Here is a 13,017-nt window from a genome sequence, read left to right as displayed (position 1 = left end):
GCGCTCCGCATCAGCCCAGCGGATGGCCGATCAGCATCGTCGGGGCCCCGGCGACCCGGGTCAGGAACACCGTCGCCGCGTTCGGGCCGCCGAGCTTCATCCGGCGGCGCAGCTCCTCCGGTTCGACCGCCGAGCCGCGCTTCTTGACGGTCAGTACGCCCACCTCACGCTCCCGCAGCAGCGCCTTCAGCTTCTTCATGTTGAACGGCAGCCGGTCGGTGATCTCGTACCCGGAGACGTACGGGGAGGAGTACGGCACATCGCCCGTGACGTACGCGATCGTCTCGTCCACCAGCCGCCCGCCGCACCGCTCCACGATGTCGGCGACCAGGTGCGCCCGGATCACCGCACCGTCCGGCTCGTACAGATAGCGCCCGACCGGGCCCACCGGCGGGGCGGGCAGCGGGGCCGGGGCGGCGAGGGTGGCCCCGGACGGCAGCAGGGTCGCCCGGAACGAACCGGGCGCGAAGCCCTCGCCGTACCAGAGCACCGCCTCCTTCACATCGCCGCCGTCCGAGATCCACTCGGCCTCCGCCTCGGGGCCGATCGCCTCGTGCGGGATGCCGGGCGCGATCTTCAGCGCCGCGCGGGGAGCCTTCAGCGCGGCGGCCGTCGCCCAGGACAGCGGGGGCGAGTACGCCTCCGGGTCGAAGATCCTCCCCCTGCCGCCGCGTCGGGCCGGGTCCACGAAGACGGCGTCGTACGGAGTGGTGTCGATCTCCGTGACGTCGGCGCACCGCACCTCGATCAGCGCGCCCAGGCCGAGCACCTCGGCGTTGGCGCGGGCCACCTCGGCGGTGAGCGGGTCGCGGTCCACGGCCAGGACGGCGATCCCGGCGCGGGCCAGCGCGACGGCGTCGCCGCCGATGCCGCAGCACAGGTCCGCCACGCTCCGCACGCCGAGCGCGGAGAACCGGGCGGCGCGGTGGGTGGCGACCGAGGTCCGGGTGGCCTGCTCGACGCCGTTGGGCGTGAAGTACATCCGGTACGCGTCCTCTGCCCCGAACTTCGCCACCGCCCGCTGCCGCAACCGGGCCTGGCCGAGCGCCGCCGACACCAGCTCCGCCGGGTGCGTGCGGCGCAGCCGGGTCGCGGTGGCCAGCTCCTCGGCGGGGTCGTGGTCGCGCAGCTCGGCCAGCAGGTGCTCGCCCCCGGGGGTGCGCAGGGCGGCGAAGGCGGCGCGGGCGGGGTCGTCGGCCGGGGTGGCGGGGGTCGTTGCGTTCACCCGGTCCATTGTGGCCGGTGCGCGGATGGGGGCGCCTATGGGGCGACGCGCGTCCCTACAGGCCGACGCGGGTGCCCATGGGCCGGTCGGGGGACGGGCCAGGTCCCCTCGCGGTGTCGGGGCCGGGGGCGGCCGGGTGGCTGGCAGGATGCGGCGCCATGCAACTAGTACGACAAAAAGGAAAATCACCCGTGAAGCGGCACCGGCCGGTCTCCGTCGTGCTGGCGGCCCTCCTGGCAGCCACCGTCACCTCCGCCTGCGCGTCGGAGACGGTCGGCGGCGGCACGGGAGCCCCGGGTGGACCGGCCAGGCCCGCCGCCGGACAGCAGGGCGGGGCCGCCCCGCAGGCCGGGCCCGCCCGCGCCCTGGGCACGTACGCCGAGGACCTCAAGCGGAAACAGGCCGCACGGGCCGTCGCCGCGAAGAAGTGGGGGCTGGCCAAGACCCCGCTCGCCGCCCCCGAGCCGCCGAAGGTGAAACCGCGCATCACCACCCGCAAGGGGTTCGAGGTCCGGGACGACGAGGGGCTGCCGCCCGTCTTCACCACCGTCCCCACCAAGGAGAAGATCGTCTTCCTCACCATGGACGACGGCGCGGAGAAGGACCCCGCGCTGCTGCGGATGATGACCGAACTGGACATCCCCTACAGCGCCTTCCTGAGCGACTACGTCATCAACGACGACTACGGGTACTTCAAGCAGATGCAGAAGCGCGGGGTGACCATCAGCAACCACACGCTCAACCACCGCTACCTGCCCGGCCTCTCCTACGCCGAGCAGAAGCGGGAGATCTGCGGCCAGCAGGAGAAGATCCTCAAGAACTACGGGAAGCGGCCCACTCTCTTCCGCCCGCCCTACGGCAACTACAACCGCGACACCCTCGTCGTCGCCAAGGCCTGCGGCATCACCGCCGTACCCCTGTGGTCCGCCGAGGCCTTCGCCGACCACATGGAATGGCGGGAGTGGGACCGGGACCTGCACCCCGGCGACATCGTCCTCACCCACTTCCGGGGCGAGGGCGACTGGAAGGGCACGATGCCCGACATGATCCGCCTGGTCATGAAGACCATCACGGACAAGGGGTACGCGGTGGCGAAGCTGGAGGACTACGTCTGACCTCCGCCCGCCCGGCGTACGGCCCCGAATGCGCGCTCAGCCGACGCTGCGCGCGCATTCGTCGCGAGTGGCGCCCGGGGCGCGGCATCTCCGTACCGTCGTACGGAACGCGAGGAGCCGCCCCGGCGTTGGCCGGACGGTGATCCCATGGGGCCCCCATCGAGACGGCGCGAGGGTGGTGAATTGGCACTCCGCTTGACCGAGTGCTAATCGCGGTCATAGTCTCATGTCTGGCACTCCCCCCTGGAGAGTGCCAGCACCACACTGTGCGACAGGGCAGGTCCGGCACCCGCGACGACGGATCGGTCTGGTCGCCGCCCACTGACTGCTAAACCCCGTGAGATCTCCGAAGGGGGAGACCGGATCGTGTCGACCACCAGCTCCAAGGTTGCGATCAAGCCGCTTGAGGACCGCATTGTGGTCCAGCCGCTCGACGCCGAGCAGACCACGGCTTCCGGCCTGGTCATTCCGGACACCGCGAAGGAGAAGCCCCAGGAGGGCGTCGTCCTCGCGGTGGGCCCGGGCCGCTTCGAGAACGGCGAGCGTCTTCCGCTCGACGTCAAGACCGGCGACGTCGTCCTGTACAGCAAGTACGGCGGCACCGAGGTGAAGTACAACGGCGAGGAGTACCTCGTCCTCTCGGCCCGCGACGTCCTCGCGATCGTCGAGAAGTAATTCACCCACGTTTGCTTGTGTTCTGCGCCCCTGGCCCCCTGCGAAATAACTAGCCGGGTGGCGAGGGGCGCAGTTCGTTCGAGAGGGAAGTACAGCCCATGGCGAAGATTCTGAAGTTCGACGAGGACGCCCGTCGCGCCCTTGAGCGCGGCGTCAACAAGCTTGCCGACACGGTGAAGGTGACGATCGGCCCCAAGGGCCGCAACGTCGTCATCGACAAGAAGTTCGGCGCACCCACCATCACCAACGACGGCGTCACCATCGCGCGCGAGGTCGAGCTCGACGACCCGTACGAGAACCTCGGTGCCCAGCTCGTCAAGGAGGTGGCGACCAAGACCAACGACGTAGCGGGTGACGGCACCACCACCGCGACCGTCCTGGCCCAGGCGCTCGTCCGTGAGGGCCTGCGCAACGTCGCCGCGGGCGCCTCCCCGGCCGCCCTGAAGAAGGGCATCGACGCCGCGGTCAAGGCCGTGTCCGAGGAACTCCTCGCGACCGCCCGCCCGATCGACGACAAGTCCGACATCGCCGCCGTGGCAGCGCTCTCCGCGCAGGACACCCAGGTCGGCGAGCTCATCGCGGACGCGATGGACAAGGTCGGCAAGGACGGTGTCATCACCGTCGAGGAGTCCAACACCTTCGGTCTGGACCTGGAGTTCACCGAGGGCATGGCCTTCGACAAGGGCTACCTGTCCCCGTACATGGTGACCGACCAGGAGCGTATGGAGGCCGTCCTCGACGACCCGTACATCCTGATCCACCAGGGCAAGATCGGCTCCATCCAGGAGCTGCTCCCGCTCCTGGAGAAGGTCATCCAGGCCGGCGCCTCCAAGCCGCTCCTGATCATCGCCGAGGACGTCGAGGGCGAGGCGCTCTCCACCCTCGTCGTCAACAAGATCCGCGGCACCTTCAACGCCGTCGCGGTGAAGGCCCCGGGCTTCGGCGACCGCCGCAAGGCCATGCTCGGCGACATCGCCACCCTCACCGGTGCGACCGTCATCGCCGAAGAGGTCGGCCTCAAGCTCGACGGTGCCGGCCTCGAGGTGCTGGGCACCGCCCGCCGCGTCACCGTCTCCAAGGACGACACGACCATCGTCGACGGCGGGGGCAACTCCGACGACGTCAAGGGCCGCGTCAACCAGATCAAGGCCGAGATCGAGTCCACGGACTCCGACTGGGACCGCGAGAAGCTCCAGGAGCGCCTCGCGAAGCTGGCCGGCGGCGTGTGCGTCATCCGCGTCGGTGCCGCCACCGAGGTGGAGCTCAAGGAGAAGAAGCACCGCCTCGAGGACGCCATCTCCGCCACCCGCGCCGCGGTCGAGGAGGGCATCGTCTCCGGCGGTGGCTCCGCTCTCGTCCACGCCGTGAAGGTCCTGGAGGGCAACCTCGGCAAGACCGGCGACGAGGCCACCGGTGTCGCGGTCGTCCGCCGTGCCGCCGTCGAGCCGCTGCGCTGGATCGCCGAGAACGCCGGCCTGGAGGGTTACGTCATCACCTCCAAGGTCTCCGAGCTCGACAAGGGCCAGGGCTTCAACGCCGCCACCGGCGAGTACGGCGACCTGGTCAAGGCCGGCGTCATCGACCCGGTCAAGGTCACCCGCTCCGCCCTGGAGAACGCCGCGTCCATCGCGTCGCTGCTGCTCACGACCGAGACCCTGGTCGTCGAGAAGCCGGCCGAGGATGAGGGCGACGCCGGTCACGGCGGCCACGGCCACTCCCACTAGTACGCGCAGTACCTACTGGTACACGCAGCGCCTACTGGTACGCGCAGTACCTGTCGGTATGCCTGAGGCCCGGTACCCCCGTCGCGGGGGCGCCGGGCCTCGGTGCGTTCCGGTCCTGCTACGCCGTGCGCGGCAGTCGTCCGGGGCGACCGGGTCCGCGAACGGCAACCCTTCTACGTAACCGCGTTCTCCTCCAGCGCGAAGTCCCCCGTGCGGTGGATCTCCTCACCGAGCGCCCCCGCCACACGCGGGGCCGGCAGGACGTCCGGCAGCTCGTACAGCGGGGATCCGGCCGGCCCAGGTCCGACGCCCGTACGGTGCCGCACTCACGGAAGCGCCGGGTGAGGGGAGAGCCCGGTCCGGACCGACGGACCCCGCCGCGCCTACTGGGGCCCGTACTTGCGTCCCGTACGCGAGGTGACCCCGCCGAGCAGGCTGCGGGGCGCCACCTTGACCAGCCCCATGAGCGCCTTGTAGCGCGGGTCGGGGATGGACACCGACCTGCCCCGTGCCAGATCGGCCAGGGCCGAGGCCACCAGCTTGTCCGCATCCAGCCACATCCACCCCGGGATGTTGCCGGTGCCCATCCCGGCCCGCTCGTGGAACTCCGTACGGACGAAGCCCGGGCACAGCGCCATCAGCCGCACCCCCGAACCGGCCAGATCCTTCGCCGCACCCTGGGTGAACTGCACGACCCACGCCTTGGAAGCCCCGTACGTACCGCGCGGCACGAACGCCGCGACGGACGCCACGTTGATCACCCCGCCCCGGCCGCGCTCCTTCATGCCCGTGGCGGCGGCCGAGGTCAGCCGCAGTACCGCCTCGCAGTGCACCTTCAGCATCGTCAGCTCGTCGGCCATGGACACTTCCAGGTAGCGCCCCTTGTTGCCGAACCCGGCGTTGTTGACCAGCAGATCGACCGGGTGCGTGCGGTCCGCGAGGCGTTTCTCGACCGCCTCGATCCCGGCGTCCGTGGACAGGTCCGCGCGCAGCACCTCGGCCTCGATGCCGTGCCGGTCGTGCAGTTCGGTGGCCTGCTCGCGCAGCCGGGCGGTGTCACGGGCCACCAGCACCAGGTTGTGCCCCTGGCCCGCGAGCCGCCGCGCGAAGGCCGCCCCGATACCCGCCGTCGCGCCCGTAATCAGTGCAGTCGTCATAGGCGGCACGTTAGTGCCCCGCGCGCCGGGGCGGGCGGCCCGGTCAGGGCTGAGAGCACGGGTCACCAGTGGGAGGATGCGCCGCGCACCGGCGCAGTTCCCCTCAACGGGACGCCCCGGTAAGGCCGGTGCCCCGCCAGGCGGCCGGGTGACGCCCTCAGCCCTGCCGCTCCACGTACTCCCGCGCCGTGCGCAGCGCCTCGGGGTGCAGGGCCGACGCGGCGGCCAGCAGGGACGGCAGCAGGGTGCGCTCGGTCGTGACGGCCCGGAACTGCAGGGCGGCGGTGATCTCGTGGTCCGGGCGGTGCACGATCTCGACGGGGTATCCCGCCCGGATCGTGCCCGGCTCGATGACCCGCAGATACGCGCCGGTCACCGCCTCCTGGGTGAACCGCCGGACCCACTTGTCCTCGCCGATGTGGTCGGTGAAGGTCCGGCACGGGATGCGTCCCGAGGTCACCTCCAGCAGCAGCTCCGCCCCCACCCGCCAGCGCTCACCGATCAGCGCGCCGCTCACATCGACCCCGAGGGTGGTGAGGTTCTCGCCGAACGAGCCGGGGCCCAGCTCCCGGCCGCCCAGCCGGCGCTGCCACGCGTCCAGCTCCTCCCGCGCGAAGGCGTACACCGCCTGGTCGCTGCCGCCGTGGTGGCGCAGGTCGCAGACCGCGTCCCCGGCGAGCCCGCTGCCGCCCGTCCCCTTGGGGCCGGGATCCGAGACCCGCACGGCCCCCTCGAACGGCCGCTTGTCGATCCCGCTCAGACCGCCGGGACCACCGGCGGACGGGAGAGGGGCGGGGCGGCCGACATTGACGCTCAGCAATCTCATGAGGATCACGCTAATGGCTCAACCCCCAAAGGGGTACGTCATTAATTCGCCTCCGACCCAAGAAGCTCTTATGGTGGAGGGGTGATCGAAGCACGCCACCTCCGCGTCCTGCGCGCCGTCGCCACCACCGGCTCGTTCTCCGCCGCCGCCCGCGAACTCGGCTGCACCCAGCCCGCGGTGAGCCAGCAGATGAAGGCCCTGGAGTCCTCCGCCGGCACCACTCTGCTGATCCGCACCGGCCGCGAGATGCGCCTCACCCAGGCGGGCGAGGCGCTGGTGCGGCACGCCTCCGGCATCCTCGCGGGACTGACCGCGGCCGAGGAGGAGGTCGCCGCCATCGCCGGGCTGCGGGCCGGCCGGGTCCGCCTCGTCTCCTTCCCCAGCGGCAGCTCCACCCTGGTACCCGGCGCGCTGGCGGCCCTGCGGGCCGAGCACCCCGGGACCAGGGTCTCGCTGGTCGAGGCCGAACCGCCGCGCTCGGTCGACCTGCTGCGCGACGGCGACTGCGACATCGCGCTGGCCTTCCGTTACGGCGCCACCGGCGGTGAATGGGACGACCTGGTGGTCCGGCCGCTGCTCACCGACCGGCTGATCGGCCTGGTCCCGGACGGGCACCGGCTGGCGGACGCGTCGAGCGTCTCCATCGGTGAGCTGGCGGACGAGTCGTGGATCGCGGGCTGCCCGCGCTGCCGCCGCCAGCTGGTGGAGGTCTGCGAGGAGTCCGGGTTCACCCCCCGGATCGACTTCGCCACCGACGACTACCCGGCGGTGATGGGCCTGGTGGGGGCCGGGCTCGGCGTGGCGGTGCTGCCGGAGCTGGCGGTGGAGTCGGTGCGGCCCAAGGGGGCCCGGACCGTGGCGGTGGAGCCCGCGATCGAGCGGGAGATCGTGGCGCTCACCCTGCCGGACCTGGCCCGGGTCCCGGCGGTGGCGGCCACCCTGGATCAGCTGTCCCTGGCGGCCGCGCGCTGAGGGACTGTGCTGCTGAGGGACCGTGTTGCTGCGGGGCGTGTCGCTGCGTGGCCGTGTTGCTGAGTTGCCGTGGTGGGGAAACGTTTCTGCGTTCGACCGGACCCGGCGTGTGTCAGGTCGGACGGGAGCCTGTCGTGGCCGTGGTCACGCCTGAGGGCGCCGCGGTGATCAGCCTGGTTCTGGCCCGGCCCATGAGCTCTTCACGCTCGTCCTCGGTCAGGCCGCCCCACACTCCGTAGGGTTCGCGTACGGCCAGGGCGTGGGCCGCGCACTCGGCGCGTACCGGGCACCGCATGCACACCTCCTTCGCGGAGGTCTCGCGAGCGCTGCGGGCGGCGCCGCGCTCACCTTCGGGATGGAAGAACAGGGAGCTGTCGACGCCTCGGCAGGCGGCGAGCAGCTGCCAGTCCCACAGGTCTGCGTTGGGTCCGGGAAGGCGGGAGAAATCTGCCATTGCTTGTCCCCTCGAAGCCGTGCTGCGTCGGAAGCGGCATCCTGGACCGCCGGTGAACCGGCGACCCGTGATCGGCGATCGTCTCTTCGGTGACCTGAGTCTCGACCGTACATCTGCGGTGCTAGTAGATGTAAATATGACTGTTTGCGAATTTAGCCACAGACACCCTTAAAAGGGAAGAAATCTCGCCAAATAGGGCAAGCCGGAGGGTGAAGATTCGGTTGACGGGTAAATCACCCGCGTCGCTCTCCTCCGTGCGCGGACCCTCACGTAGAGTGCCGAACCCGAAGGTCCGACCCGTAACTCTTTCGAGTGACCATCGTTAAGAGGGCGGATGCGGTTGACGGAGAACGAGCTCGGGCACATGTCCGAAGGGGTCAACCGCACAGGTGACGACTTGTATCAGCCTGGAGGCTCAAGGTGACGCGCATCAGCTGCGGAGGACGGTCATGACATCCGTGCTCGTCTGCGACGATTCCCCGCTTGCCCGAGAAGCGCTCCGTCGCGCGGTGGCCACCGTGCCCGGTGTCGAGCGCGTGACCACGGCGGCCAACGGCGAGGAAGTCCTCCGCCGCTGGGGGGCCGACCGTTCGGATCTGATTCTGATGGACGTACGCATGCCCGGCCTGGGGGGTGTGGAGACGGTCAGGCGGCTGCTCTCCGCCGACCCCGGGGCCCGGATCATCATGCTGACCGTCGCCGAGGACCTGGACGGGGTGGCGCTCGCGGTCGCCGCCGGTGCCCGCGGCTATCTGCACAAGGACGCCTCGCGCGCCGAGCTGCGGGCCACCGTCACCCAGGCGCTGGCCGACCCGACGTGGCGGCTCGCCCCGCGCCGGCTGCGGTCCGCCGAGATGGGGGCGGCCCCGACGCTCACCGCGCGGGAGATCCAGGTGCTCGAAGGCATGAGCCACGGCCGCTCCAACGCGGAGATCGGCCGTGAGCTGTTCCTCTCCGAGGACACGGTCAAGACCCACGCCAGGCGGCTGTTCAAGAAGCTCGGGGCCTCGGACCGCGCCCATGCGGTGGCCCTGGGATTCCGCTGGGGGCTGGTCCGCTGACGCCCGGCCCGGACCGCCCCCGTCCGCAGGCCGGCGGACGGGGTGACGGGACGGGTCGCCAGCGGTACGACCGCGGATCCGGGCGCCCGCCGACGGCGCCATGTGACGCTTCCCGGCCGATGACGCATCCTTGAGTCGTGGAGTTCCTCAGGAACGATTCGGTCGAGCGGAAGGGGAGGGCGCAGGACATGACATCCGGCGCACCCGCTCATAACGCTTCGGTGCACAACTCGGGACGCGATGGAGCGGACCGTTCGGCATCAGGGCACCATGGTCCGATGCGCGACGACGAGACCACGGCGATCGGTGCCCTCGTGCACCAGGCCGTCGACGGCGACGCGCAGGCCACCCACGATCTGCTGGCCCATGTCCACCCCCTCGCCCTGCGCTACTGCCGCTCCCGGCTCAACCGCCTGCCCGGTGATGCGCGCCACTTCGTGGAGGACCTCGCGCAGGAGGTCTGCGTCGCCGTCCTGATGGCGCTGCCGCGCTACAAGGACACCGGCAGGCCCTTCGAGGCCTTCGTCTTCGCCATCGCCGGCCACAAGGTCGCCGATCTCCAGCGCGCCGCGATGCGCCACCCGGGGTCGACCGCCGTCCCCTCCGACGAGATGCCGGAGCGGCCCGACGACTCCCTCGGCCCGGAGGAGCGCGCCCTGCTCAGCAGCGACGCGGCCTGGGCCAAGAAGCTCCTCGCCAACCTCCCGGAGAGCCAGCGCGAACTGCTGGTCCTGCGGGTCGCGGTCGGGCTGACCGCCGAGGAGACCGGGCGGATGCTCGGGATGTCGCCGGGCGCCGTCCGGGTCGCCCAGCACCGTGCGCTCAGCCGGCTGCGGGCGCTGGCCGAGCAGTAGGGGCACCCCGCGGCCGCCCCCGTGTGGGCTGCCGTAGGAAGCTACAGAACGCCCAACTGATCTTGATCGTGGAATGAGACACCCGTGGAGCCCGTTAGCATGGACATCCGCACCGATCAAGACCATTTGGGGAAGGTGTCATGACTGCAAACGTCGACGGAGTGCCTGAGAAGTTCGCAACGCTCGGGCTGACATACGACGACGTGCTGCTGCTGCCGGGCGCGTCCGAGGTCCTGCCCAACGCGGTCGACACCTCGTCCCTCATCTCGCGGAACGTACGCGTGAACATCCCCCTGCTGTCGGCCGCCATGGACAAGGTGACCGAGTCCCGGATGGCCATCGCCATGGCCCGTCAGGGCGGCGTCGGCGTGCTGCACCGCAACCTCTCGATCGAGGACCAGGTCAACCAGGTCGACCTGGTCAAGCGGTCCGAGTCCGGGATGGTCACCGACCCGATCACCGTGCACCCCGACGCCACCCTCGGCGAGGCGGACGCGCTGTGCGCCAAGTTCCGTATCAGCGGCGTGCCGGTCACCGACCCCGCGGGCAAGCTGCTGGGCATCGTGACCAACCGTGACATGGCCTTCGAGTCGGACCGCTCCCGCCAGGTGCGCGAGGTCATGACGCCGATGCCGCTCGTCACCGGCAAGGTCGGCATCTCCGGCGTGGAGGCCATGGAGCTGCTGCGCCGCCACAAGATCGAGAAGCTGCCGCTGGTCGACGAGGCCGGGATCCTCAAGGGCCTCATCACGGTCAAGGACTTCAAGAAGGCCGAGCAGTACCCGAACGCCGCCAAGGACGCCGAAGGCCGTCTGCTGGTCGGCGCGGCCGTCGGCGCGAGCCCCGAGGCGCTGGACCGCGCCCAGGCGCTCGCCTCCGCCGGGGTCGACTTCCTGATCGTCGACACCTCGCACGGCCACAACAGCAACGCCCTCAACTGGATGGCGAAGATCAAGTCGAGCGTCGCCATAGACGTCATCGGAGGCAACGTCGCCACCCGCGACGGCGCCCAGGCGCTGATCGACGCCGGTGTCGACGGCGTGAAGGTCGGCGTCGGACCCGGCTCGATCTGTACGACCCGCGTGGTCGCCGGCATCGGCGTCCCGCAGGTCACCGCGATCTACGAGGCCGCACTCGCCGCTCGTGCCGCGGGCGTCCCGGTCATCGGCGACGGCGGCCTGCAGTACAGCGGCGACATCGGCAAGGCGCTCGCCGCCGGCGCGGACAGCGTCATGCTGGGCAGCCTCCTCGCCGGGTGCGAGGAGTCCCCGGGCGAGCTGATGTTCATCAACGGCAAGCAGTTCAAGTCGTACCGCGGCATGGGCTCGCTGGGCGCCATGCAGTCCCGCGGACAGGGCCGTTCGTACTCCAAGGACCGCTACTTCCAGGCCGAGGTCTCCTCGGACGACAAGCTCGTCCCCGAGGGCATCGAGGGCCAGGTGCCCTACCGCGGTCCGCTGGCCAACGTTCTCCACCAGCTCGTCGGCGGCCTCCGCCAGACCATGGGCTACGTCGGCGCCGAGTCCGTCGACCAGATGGAGAGCAAGGGCCGCTTCGTCCGGATCACTTCGGCGGGTCTCAAGGAGAGCCACCCGCACGACATCCAGATGACGGTGGAAGCACCGAACTACAGCCGGAAATAACGCAGACAGCCAAAAGCGACGCAGGAAGTAACGCGTCACCGCGGGTGAGGGGCGGACCGGAGTTCCCGGTACCGCCCCTCAGGCGCGTGTCGGGGATACTGGTCAGTGCAGACGTAGAGGGAAAGGCCACACATCGTGACTGAGATCGAGATCGGGCGCGGCAAGCGCGGCCGCCGGGCTTACGCATTCGACGACATCGCCGTCGTACCGAGCCGCCGCACCCGGGACCCGAAGGAGGTCTCGATCGCCTGGCAGATCGACGCCTACCGTTTCGAGCTGCCGTTCCTGGCCGCTCCCATGGACTCCGTGGTCTCCCCGCAGCACGCCATCCGCATCGGTGAGCTCGGCGGCCTGGGCGTCCTCAACCTGGAAGGGCTGTGGACCCGGCACGCCGACCCGCAGCCGCTGCTGGACGAGATCGCCGAGATGCCGGTCGAGTCCGCGACCCGGCGGCTCCAGGAGATCTACTCCGCCCCCATCCAGGAGGAGCTGATCGGGCAGCGCATCAAGGAGGTGCGCGACTCCGGTGTCGTCACCGCCGCCGCGCTCTCCCCGCAGCGCACCGCCCAGTTCTCCAAGGCCGTCGTCGACGCCGGGGTGGACATCTTCGTCATCCGCGGTACGACGGTCTCCGCCGAGCACGTCTCGGGCGCGGCCGAGCCGCTCAACCTGAAGCAGTTCATCTACGAGCTGGACGTCCCGGTCATCGTCGGCGGCTGCGCCACGTACACCGCCGCCCTGCACCTGATGCGCACCGGCGCGGCCGGTGTGCTCGTCGGCTTCGGCGGTGGCGCCGCGCACACCACCCGCAACGTCTTCGGCATCCAGGTCCCGATGGCCACCGCCGTCGCGGACGTGGCCGGGGCCCGCCGCGACTACATGGACGAGTCCGGCGGCCGGTACGTGCACGTCATCGCCGACGGCGGCGTCGGCTGGTCGGGCGACCTGCCGAAGGCCATCGCCTGCGGTGCGGACGCCGTGATGATGGGCTCTCCGCTGGCCCGTGCGACGGACGCGCCGGGCCGCGGCCGCCACTGGGGCATGGAGGCCGTCCACGAGGACGTGCCGCGCGGCAAGCTGGTCGACCTCGGTCCGGTCGGGACGACGGAGGAGGTCCTCACCGGCCCGTCGCACACCCCGGACGGCTCGATGAACATCTTCGGCGCCCTGCGCCGCGCGATGGCCACCACCGGCTACAGCGACCTCAAGGAGTTCCAGCGCGTCGAGGTGACGGTGGCGGACTCGCAGCACCGCCGCTGACCTGTCCGTACGCAAGCGGGAGGGGCCCGTACCGCCAAGGCGGTACGGGCC

13 protein-coding genes are annotated in these 13,017 nt (G+C 70.8%); 8 read left to right on the top strand and 5 right to left on the bottom strand.

What is annotated here, in order from left to right:
• Positions 1 to 10 precede the first annotated feature (10 nt).
• Complete coding sequence (locus ABZ154_RS27045; protein WP_356836776.1) at positions 11 to 1,234, bottom strand: methyltransferase domain-containing protein; 1,224 nt, start codon at positions 1,232 to 1,234, stop codon at positions 11 to 13.
• Positions 1,235 to 1,383: 149 nt separating this feature from the next.
• On the opposite strand from ABZ154_RS27045, the gene ABZ154_RS27040 reads away from it, so the two are divergent.
• The 3 genes from ABZ154_RS27040 to groL all read left to right on the top strand — a co-directional run bounded on the left by ABZ154_RS27040 (position 1,384) and on the right by groL (position 4,739).
• A complete protein-coding gene (locus tag ABZ154_RS27040; RefSeq protein WP_356836774.1) occupies positions 1,384 to 2,340 on the top strand; it encodes a polysaccharide deacetylase family protein in 957 nt (318 codons plus the stop codon).
• A 366-nt stretch (positions 2,341 to 2,706) separates the two neighbouring features.
• Positions 2,707 to 3,015, top strand: a complete 309-nt coding sequence (gene groES, locus ABZ154_RS27035; RefSeq protein WP_003966899.1) for a co-chaperone GroES — start codon at positions 2,707 to 2,709, stop codon at positions 3,013 to 3,015.
• A gap of 98 nt (positions 3,016 to 3,113) precedes the next feature.
• Positions 3,114 to 4,739: a chaperonin GroEL gene (gene groL / locus ABZ154_RS27030; protein ID WP_356836772.1), complete on the top strand. Its 1,626-nt coding sequence runs from the start codon at positions 3,114 to 3,116 to the stop codon at positions 4,737 to 4,739.
• A gap of 173 nt (positions 4,740 to 4,912) precedes the next feature.
• On the opposite strand, the gene ABZ154_RS27025 is transcribed toward groL, so the two are convergent.
• From ABZ154_RS27025 to ABZ154_RS27015, 3 genes are all read right to left on the bottom strand, one after another.
• Entirely contained in the window at positions 4,913 to 5,065 is a 153-nt protein-coding gene (locus tag ABZ154_RS27025; RefSeq protein ID WP_356836770.1) for a hypothetical protein, read from the bottom strand.
• A 57-nt stretch (positions 5,066 to 5,122) separates the two neighbouring features.
• On the bottom strand, positions 5,123 to 5,896 hold the full coding sequence (locus ABZ154_RS27020; RefSeq protein WP_356836768.1) for an SDR family oxidoreductase: 774 nt from the start codon (positions 5,894 to 5,896) through the stop codon (positions 5,123 to 5,125).
• 157 nt (positions 5,897 to 6,053) lie between these two features.
• Entirely contained in the window at positions 6,054 to 6,722 is a 669-nt protein-coding gene (locus ABZ154_RS27015) for an MOSC domain-containing protein (protein WP_356836766.1), read from the bottom strand.
• An 81-nt stretch (positions 6,723 to 6,803) separates the two neighbouring features.
• Between ABZ154_RS27015 and ABZ154_RS27010 the strand changes: the two genes are divergently transcribed.
• The gene (locus ABZ154_RS27010) at positions 6,804 to 7,694 is read left to right on the top strand and encodes a LysR family transcriptional regulator (RefSeq protein WP_356836764.1); all 891 of its coding nucleotides are present in this window, start codon (positions 6,804 to 6,806) and stop codon (positions 7,692 to 7,694) included.
• 112 nt (positions 7,695 to 7,806) lie between these two features.
• Here the strand turns inward: ABZ154_RS27010 and ABZ154_RS27005 are convergent, their stop codons facing one another.
• The gene (locus ABZ154_RS27005; protein WP_015610796.1) at positions 7,807 to 8,148 is read right to left on the bottom strand and encodes a WhiB family transcriptional regulator; all 342 of its coding nucleotides are present in this window, start codon (positions 8,146 to 8,148) and stop codon (positions 7,807 to 7,809) included.
• A 449-nt stretch (positions 8,149 to 8,597) separates the two neighbouring features.
• Between ABZ154_RS27005 and ABZ154_RS27000 the strand changes: the two genes are divergently transcribed.
• The 4 genes from ABZ154_RS27000 to ABZ154_RS26985 all read left to right on the top strand — a co-directional run bounded on the left by ABZ154_RS27000 (position 8,598) and on the right by ABZ154_RS26985 (position 12,966).
• Positions 8,598 to 9,209: a response regulator transcription factor gene (locus tag ABZ154_RS27000; RefSeq protein WP_003948568.1), complete on the top strand. Its 612-nt coding sequence runs from the start codon at positions 8,598 to 8,600 to the stop codon at positions 9,207 to 9,209.
• Between the two features lie 278 nt (positions 9,210 to 9,487).
• Positions 9,488 to 10,063 carry a sigma-70 family RNA polymerase sigma factor gene (locus tag ABZ154_RS26995; RefSeq protein WP_356836762.1) on the top strand — a complete coding sequence of 192 codons (576 nt, stop codon included), beginning with the start codon at positions 9,488 to 9,490 and terminating at the stop codon, positions 10,061 to 10,063.
• Between the two features lie 140 nt (positions 10,064 to 10,203).
• On the top strand, positions 10,204 to 11,706 hold the full coding sequence (gene guaB / locus ABZ154_RS26990) for an IMP dehydrogenase (protein WP_356836760.1): 1,503 nt from the start codon (positions 10,204 to 10,206) through the stop codon (positions 11,704 to 11,706).
• 135 nt (positions 11,707 to 11,841) lie between these two features.
• A complete protein-coding gene (locus tag ABZ154_RS26985) occupies positions 11,842 to 12,966 on the top strand; it encodes a GuaB3 family IMP dehydrogenase-related protein (RefSeq protein ID WP_137232429.1) in 1,125 nt (374 codons plus the stop codon).
• Positions 12,967 to 13,017 lie beyond the last annotated feature (51 nt).

Source organism: Streptomyces sp. NPDC006261 (assembly GCF_040613515.1).
In the GTDB taxonomy this organism is placed as follows: domain Bacteria; phylum Actinomycetota; class Actinomycetes; order Streptomycetales; family Streptomycetaceae; genus Streptomyces.
This window is presented reverse-complemented; position numbering and strand designations above follow the sequence as displayed.